Below are 7,016 nucleotides of genomic sequence, written 5' to 3'. Positions count from 1 at the left end.
TCTATAGGTATGCCACGCCGGAGAAGGCGCAAGGGCAAGGAAGAGCCCAATTGCCGATGTTGGCCCTGCGGGCATCGATAATAGTTCAACGCAAGTTGAACTTACACATCCGCAGCCCTAGTTTATGGCGACCTGCCATCCTTCCCCACGACACGAGGCCCCCGAGATGACCGAATACACCCCGCCGAAAGTATGGACCTGGAACAAGCCGAGCGGCGGAGCCTTTGCCAGCATCAACCGGCCGATCGCCGGACCGACGCATGACAAGGAACTGCCCGTCGGCAAGCATCCGTTGCAGCTCTATTCGCTGGCGACGCCGAACGGCGTCAAGGTCACCGTCATGCTGGAAGAGCTTCTGGCGCGCGGCCACAAGGGCGCCGAATACGATGCCTGGCTGATCCGGATCAACGATGGCGACCAGTTCGGCAGCGGCTTCGTCGAGGTCAATCCCAACTCCAAGATCCCGGCCCTGATGGACCGCAGCGGCAAGACGCCGGTGCGCATCTTCGAATCCGGTTCGATCCTGGTCTATCTCGCCGAAAAGTTCGGCGAATTCCTGCCGACCGAACAGCCGGCCCGCGCCGAGGTGCTGTCCTGGCTGTTCTGGCAGATGGGCTCGGCGCCCTATCTGGGCGGCGGCTTCGGTCACTTTTATGCCTATGCGCCGGAAAAGTTCGAATATGCCATCGACCGCTTCTCGATGGAGGTGAAACGCCAGATGGATGTGCTCGACCGCCGGCTGGCGGAGACTGAATATCTCGGCGGCAAGGACTATTCCATCGCCGATATGGCGGTGTGGCCCTGGTATGGCGGGCTGGCGCTCGGCCGCATGTACAATGATTCCGCCGAGTTCCTGTCCGTGCAGGAATACACACATGTGCAACGCTGGGCCAAGGCGATCGACGCACGACCGGCGGTCAAGCGCGGCCGCATGGTCAACCGCGCTTTCGGCGAGCCTGCCATGCAATTGCATGAGCGCCACGACGCCAGCGATTTCGAGACCAAGACGCAGGATAGACTGGCCGCCGAATAGGCCATAGCGGGTCGCGGCAAAGGAAACCCGCCACCGACGCGACGTCGGGGCGGGTTTTCCCCAAGGTTCAGTGCTGCGGGAACCCCCTTAGTGCAGCACTTCAACGATCTGGCGGGTCTCCGGATCGACGAGGACCGTCTGGTCATTGATCACGGCGACGCGATATTTGACGTCGGGCACCTCACGCAATTCGACAGTGTCCGGCACCGAGGAGCCGAGCTTGAGTTCGACCCCCAGAAGGTTCACCGAGGCAAGCGGTTCCCTCTTGATGTATTCGCGAACGACCGTCTCCTGCTCCGGCTGGACGACGACGACGCTCTCCGCCAGCGCCGCACCAATGCCGCCCATCAGGACGACTGCGGCCGCCGCGCTTGTAAGATAAAGTTTCATGACCGTCTCCTAGTGACAATTGAATTCCGCCCTCCATAAAAACTCCACCGCTGCCATGCGGTTCCATCGAACTTCAGAATTGAAGATGTTACGTTTTCGGCTCGGATATTAATTTATTGCTGATCAGACATGCGACAGACAGCGCGGAAATGCTTGAAAACTTGCACAAATGTGTACGGACATTAGAAGACGAAAAATTCCTGCTGTAGCCGGATTGGCGAAGCACCTGTCGTCGCCGCGTCAAATCAGCCTCGCGTCCCTCTATCTGGACGATGGGAGCACGGAAAAAGGCTCGCCCCGCCGGGAGCAGAGCGAGCCATGAGAGTTCCGATGGAGGTGGCAACCTCACCGGTACCGCTAGAGAACGCGAAGCATCATCACTTGTTCCGCCTGACGGCCTGAGCTCCATGCGAAGCTGGTCGCGCATGCGTCATGTTCCCACGATAACGCTGCGCCGAAATCTCCGGCAGGGATATGCTCGGACGCTGTCTCGGTGACCAAACACCGTGGTCGCGCTGGTGGCGAGGTTCCCCGAATTGCCCGGGCGCACACGCGCGAGTGATCCTGGCTACCCGGTCTTAAAGTCGGACACCGTCGCGACGCAATGGCGGGAAGGCGTCTACCGGATCCTGGCTCGGCGCGATATCGTGCGAGCCCCTGAAGATCAGCCTCACGATGAGCACGAAGTAGCCGACCTGCAGGACAAGCAGCGTCGCTATCGTCCAGGCAAATGCCTCCCAGAAAGAGCCGGTAACCATATAGGTCCAGACCGCGACGATGATGGCCGTGGCTGACATTCCTACGAGAAACTGTCCAAAATACATGGTTTCCCAAAACCGTCGAAACCGCGGCGGTTCCGATCAGTCCCTGCCTCATTCCCATTTCCCGCGGACAACATTCCATTATTTTAGCAACTTCGCAAGTAAGCGACCGATCGCCACTGCGCGCTCTCCATTGCGCGGCGACTTGGCAACGGTGGCGACCCGGGAACGGCAGCGGGTGCTGGCGGGGGCTGCCAGCTGTCGGCAATCCAGAAGCACGCCTGCACTTCAAGCACGGGAACAAACGCCGGCACCCCGAGTTTCGCCTCCAGTTTTCAAGGAAAGGAGCCCAGCATGGCACCGCGCAACAAACCAGGCGCCGATATCGAAGGTGACGCACCGCAGGCGGACGGGCCGACCATCGAGCAGCAGGATTGGGATGCAATCAAGGGCGGCGAGATCCTGCCAGAGTCCGTGCCGGAAAACGGCGACATGCGTTACGGCATCGAAAAAGACGGCGATCTGCCCGACGAGGACGACGATAACGCGTACCAGGACAGCGACGACGCCCTTCCCGATGATGAGGAAGAAGCCGCGATCACGCGCGATCAGAACCGCGAGGGCCCATTCGACGAGACGTGAGCCATTCGTCGCCCGAGACATAACTGCCTGTTGTTGAACTTGCCAAAGCCACATTTTCCATGCCCGTTTCGCGGGAAAATGTGCTTGGCTGGCTAAGTTTTCCCCGGAGCTTTATATCAGATTTACCTAAAATAGCGGAACATCCAAGGGACATTATCGGAACTGAACAAGGCCCCTTGGACTTTTGCGCACAACAGATAAGACCTTGGTCCTACGGGAAAAAGCAAAAGCCCGACCTGACCGATTGAAGCTCCGCCAAGGGAACATCGGGCCGCGCTTGTCGTTTGTCGCGAAGGTTCGGCACCCCTGGTGTGCCATATCCGGAGAACGGCGCGATGCCCCACCGATCCACCATCATAAAGACAGGCCATGGTCCAGGCACGGCGATCGCCGTGCTCATGGTTGGATTGATGGCGGTGGGCATCGTCTTCCTTGTTCTCGGCAGTTCGCTCTACTTCAGCGAGCAGCCTGCGGATCAACGTGCCCTGCCTTCGCCGCCCGCTCGATCGATACACGATAGCAAAGCGGCAAACTGAACGAGCCCGAACCAATTGCCGAGCGATGGCGAGATTGCGGCCGCGCGGGTCCTCCAGGCTTCGTCCAGTGGAGCGGACGGCTTCGGGCGATGTATTGTCCACCGGAGGCTTTTTGGCGCCGCTTGCATTAATATTAGACGTATAGAATATAAGGATGGCCGGCGACCGCCAGAAGTCGGCTGGCCCGGCGTGCCTCCCTTTGCACCTGGCTGCCGGGCCATTTCTCGCCAGCGGATGGCATGCGTCGGTGCACCGTCATCTTGACGTCTTCGCTTCTGTCTGGCGCGGATTCACCTTCGCGCCGCCCCGCTATGGAACTCCAGCCTCGGCAAACGGCATTCTGCTCGGCAGCCGCCGGAAAAATGCGGACGCCGAGCCGATCGCGCTGGTCAAGCTAAGACGTGCTGGCTAGCTGCTAAAACCGAAGGATGACCGAGGGCCCGCGTCTGCGATAGCACCGGACGCGACGGCGACCATGCCGCCAATAACTACGGCAGACGCGTCTCCATCGCCGCCCGTGCCGGCGCCGGCGCCAGCCCCGATCCCAGTCCCGATCCCGGTCCCGATCCCAGTCCCGATCCCAGCGTCGATGGTCGACCGGCTGCACCTCCGCATGTGTACCGTCGTCGAAGGCCTCTGTTTGTGACGCCTCTATTTCATCGAGAATGCCGTTTCCGGCGCCTGGAACACCGGCCACTGCTTCGATCGGGCGAATTGCCCCTGCAAGGGCTGCTGCCCCGGCAATGCCAAACATTGCTGTCAAGAAGGATCGCCGATCCATAGTAAACCTCCCAACGTTGCATAAGCTGAACGAAGCGCTCGCTTGCCGAATGAGCAGGCCCGCGCGTGGTGAAGATAGAGGATTCGCCAGCCGCCGAAGCGGCTTGCGAATCCTATCAGCGCAGGAAGGGACGTTGCTGCGCCGATCGACGACATGTCAGCCAAGGACTATTCCCATCACCAGAAAGGTGACGGCCGTCGCGAAAATCGGTGCGAGCAGCGCGCTTGGCCAACACTTTTGTCCATCTGTTTCTCCGAATCCGGGAGACAAACAGTCGTGAACAGAGAGCCGTTCCCGTCGGTAAGACCAATGCGCTTGCGGACCGGACTTAAGTCGCACTTCTCATCCGACCGAAGCCCCAGCGGAGGAACATTTTCATTTGGCTCAAGTTCAGTTGCTCGTCAGCGTTGGACGATCTTGTCATGCTGACTCGCAAGGAGAAACAGTATGAAAATGCACCTAACGGGCGCCGCTGCGGCGCTATTGCTGTTGGCCGGAGTCGGCGCCGTTGCCGCTCAGGACATTGTCATTCAGCCTGAACAGGACACGGTCATCCGCGAGTATGTGAAGAAGCAGCCCCTTGCTTCGGTCAAGGTTCCCGGTGTGGAACTGAATATTGGTAGCGCGTTGCCGGAAACGGTCGAGCTTCATGAGATCCCCGATGTCCAATACCGCTACGTGGTGGTCGACAACCGCACCGTCCTGGTGGATCCGGGCACCCGCAAGATCGTCAAGGTCTACGACTGAATTTCGAACTGTCCCAAACCCGCCGCCAGCCATGGCGGCGGGTTGCACATGTCAGTTCCAATCAGGACGAGTGAAGATGACAAGCAAAGCTGTGACATCCCCTGCTTTGGGCGTTCGTCTGGCCGACCTCCAAGCCAGAATGCGCAATGCGCGGGTGACGGATGCCGAAATGAAAACCTTTCAAAAGGTCGCGGCCATCATGGAAGATCGTCATGGTCGGATCGATGCCGACGACCTGATTGCGGCATCGTTCCTCGCCGATCCGGTGCAGGACCGGCAAACGCCCTGAACGACATCCCGACAGCCAGCAGACTTGATTCCGGTGCCGGGAAAGCGCGCCGAAAGTCGGCCGAATCCGCACTTTTGCCCCAGCCTATTCCGCTTTCGCGGAAGTTTCGAGCGGCGCGCAATGTGCAATGTTGCTAATGCGGCGGTACGAGCCGCCCTGGTTGACGCGGGCGCCCGAGCCATCCCAACAATGCGCCCCCCCGTCCGCGTCGACCACGGCAGCCGCCCAGCGCTGTCTTCCCTCGCGAACTCCTCAAGCCGGCCTGCCTGATGCGGCCTGCGGCGACGGTCGGGCTTCAGCCGCCGACAAGCGCCTTTGTGGTCACCAGATTGACACCGGCCTCCGCGAATTCGCCATTGTGCCTGGTGATGACCTGTTCGGCACTCTCGCTGGCATTGTCCAGCGTGCTGTGCGCATCGGACACCACGGTCACGCCGAGCCCTCTGGCGATCGCGCCCTTGACCGTCGCGGCCACGCAAAAATCGGTCTGTGCGCCCAAGAGCACGACAGCACCCGCACCTTGCCCGGCCACCCAGTCGCCGAAGGCGGGATTGCTGAATGCATCGCGCACCGATTTGGCAAAGGTCGGCTCGTCCGCCGCCTGGCCGAGCGCGGGCCAAACCGGCCAGCCCGGCTCATCCGGTGCCAATGGATCGCCATCGGGTCCGTCATGCCTGATAAAAGCGACCTTGCGCCCGCCGCGCCGCGCCCAATCGATCACCGCCTTGGTGCGCTCGACAATATCTGGCGCATCATGGATCGGCGGCTCGTGCACACCGTCGAACATGCCGGTCTGGAGATCGATGACAATGAGCGGCGCGTTGTCTGGGAGGCTGGCTTCTGACATGGGTTTTACATAGCACGGCGGACAAGGTGATCAAGATTTCGCTCATTCCGGCGCGCCGGCAAACAGCACGACGCCCTCGCCGCCGGTTGGCCGGCCAATCCCTGATGGCGCGGTCGTTGCCGCCGGTCAGCACCGTGCCATCGGCGGTGAAGGCCACCGCGTAGATCGGGCCGGTCCGGCTATCGAACATCGCGATTTGGTTGCCGGTGTCCATGTCCCACAGCCGCGCCGTGCCGTCGAGCGAGCCGGAGACCAGGCGCTGGCCGTCGGCCGACAGCGCCAATGCGTAGACAGTGCCTTCGTGGCCTTCAAAGCGGCGCGCTTCGCGGCCGCTGTCTAGATCCCAGAGCTTGATCGTGTAATCGCCACTGCCGGTGACCAGATGATGCCCGTCGGCGGTGAACGCGGCGCCATATGTGCCTCGCTCATGCCCGTGCCAACTTCGTAATTGCTTGCCGCTTTCGATGTCCCAAAGTTTCAGTGTGCCGTCTATGCTGCCGCTGAGGGCTTGCCTGCCATCGGGCGAGACGGCGACGGCGCTGACCGACCAGCCATTCCCGCTCATGGCGTGCAGCACAGCGCCCTTCTTGAGATCCCAGACGATGACATTGCCCGTGTCGTGCCCGCTGATGGCATGTTTGCCGTCCGGGCTGATCGCCAGCTTTCTGACGCCGCCATTGCCGCCCGAGGAGAAGACATGCAGCACCGCGCCGTCGGAAAGTTTGCGCTGCACGATCTCGCCGTCGTCGCCGGCCGTCAGCGCGCTGACGCCGTCGGGCATGAACAGCGCCGTGCGGGCCATATCCTTGTGCACGCCGAGAGTGCGGATCAGCTGCTTGGCGGCGATGTCCCACAGCTTGATCGTGTGATCGGTGCTGGCGCTCATGATCGAGTGCCCGTCGGGCGCCACCGCCAGCCAGACGACCGAGTCGCGGTGGCCCTCGGGCTGCGTCGGTAGCGGCGGCGGAGCCGGCGGCAATGGCGCCACGA

At 61.4% G+C, this 7,016-nt stretch carries 9 protein-coding genes; 5 read left to right on the top strand and 4 right to left on the bottom strand.

Features of this window, described 5'->3' with window-relative positions:
- Positions 1-166 precede the first annotated feature (166 nt).
- Complete coding sequence (gene yghU, locus EOB59_RS32100; RefSeq protein WP_128290129.1) at positions 167-1,033, top strand: glutathione-dependent disulfide-bond oxidoreductase; 867 nt, start codon at positions 167-169, stop codon at positions 1,031-1,033.
- Positions 1,034-1,120: 87 nt separating this feature from the next.
- Here the strand turns inward: yghU and EOB59_RS32095 are convergent, their stop codons facing one another.
- Both EOB59_RS32095 and EOB59_RS32090 read right to left on the bottom strand, forming a co-directional pair.
- Positions 1,121-1,423 (bottom strand): DUF1236 domain-containing protein, encoded by a 303-nt coding sequence (locus EOB59_RS32095; RefSeq protein WP_027035237.1) that lies wholly within the window; start codon positions 1,421-1,423, stop codon positions 1,121-1,123.
- 578 nt (positions 1,424-2,001) lie between these two features.
- Positions 2,002-2,220, bottom strand: a complete 219-nt coding sequence (locus EOB59_RS32090) for an exopolysaccharide production repressor protein (RefSeq protein ID WP_306462370.1) — start codon at positions 2,218-2,220, stop codon at positions 2,002-2,004.
- 318 nt (positions 2,221-2,538) lie between these two features.
- On the opposite strand from EOB59_RS32090, the gene EOB59_RS32085 reads away from it, so the two are divergent.
- The 4 genes from EOB59_RS32085 (at position 2,539) to EOB59_RS32065 (ending at position 5,179) form a co-directional block, all read left to right on the top strand.
- Positions 2,539-2,826 (top strand): hypothetical protein, encoded by a 288-nt coding sequence (locus tag EOB59_RS32085; protein WP_128290128.1) that lies wholly within the window; start codon positions 2,539-2,541, stop codon positions 2,824-2,826.
- A gap of 690 nt (positions 2,827-3,516) precedes the next feature.
- Positions 3,517-3,774 carry a hypothetical protein gene (locus tag EOB59_RS35450; RefSeq protein WP_164895817.1) on the top strand — a complete coding sequence of 86 codons (258 nt, stop codon included), beginning with the start codon at positions 3,517-3,519 and terminating at the stop codon, positions 3,772-3,774.
- Positions 3,775-4,590: 816 nt separating this feature from the next.
- On the top strand, positions 4,591-4,890 hold the full coding sequence (locus EOB59_RS32070; RefSeq protein WP_128290126.1) for a DUF1236 domain-containing protein: 300 nt from the start codon (positions 4,591-4,593) through the stop codon (positions 4,888-4,890).
- A gap of 76 nt (positions 4,891-4,966) precedes the next feature.
- Positions 4,967-5,179, top strand: coding sequence for a hypothetical protein (locus EOB59_RS32065; RefSeq protein WP_128290130.1), 213 nt, complete (start codon positions 4,967-4,969; stop codon positions 5,177-5,179).
- 295 nt (positions 5,180-5,474) lie between these two features.
- On the opposite strand, the gene EOB59_RS32060 is transcribed toward EOB59_RS32065, so the two are convergent.
- Together EOB59_RS32060 and EOB59_RS36970 are read right to left on the bottom strand one after the other, a co-directional pair.
- The gene (locus tag EOB59_RS32060) at positions 5,475-6,026 is read right to left on the bottom strand and encodes an isochorismatase family protein (RefSeq protein WP_128290125.1); all 552 of its coding nucleotides are present in this window, start codon (positions 6,024-6,026) and stop codon (positions 5,475-5,477) included.
- The coding region (locus EOB59_RS36970; protein WP_245486846.1) for a WD40 repeat domain-containing protein at positions 5,932-7,016 on the bottom strand (1,085 nt) is incomplete at its 5' end. The genes EOB59_RS32060 and EOB59_RS36970, both read right to left, overlap by 95 nt.

The sequence above is a fragment of the Mesorhizobium sp. M7A.F.Ca.MR.176.00.0.0 genome (assembly GCF_004023165.1).
Classification (GTDB): domain Bacteria; phylum Pseudomonadota; class Alphaproteobacteria; order Rhizobiales; family Rhizobiaceae; genus Mesorhizobium.
This window is presented reverse-complemented; position numbering and strand designations above follow the sequence as displayed.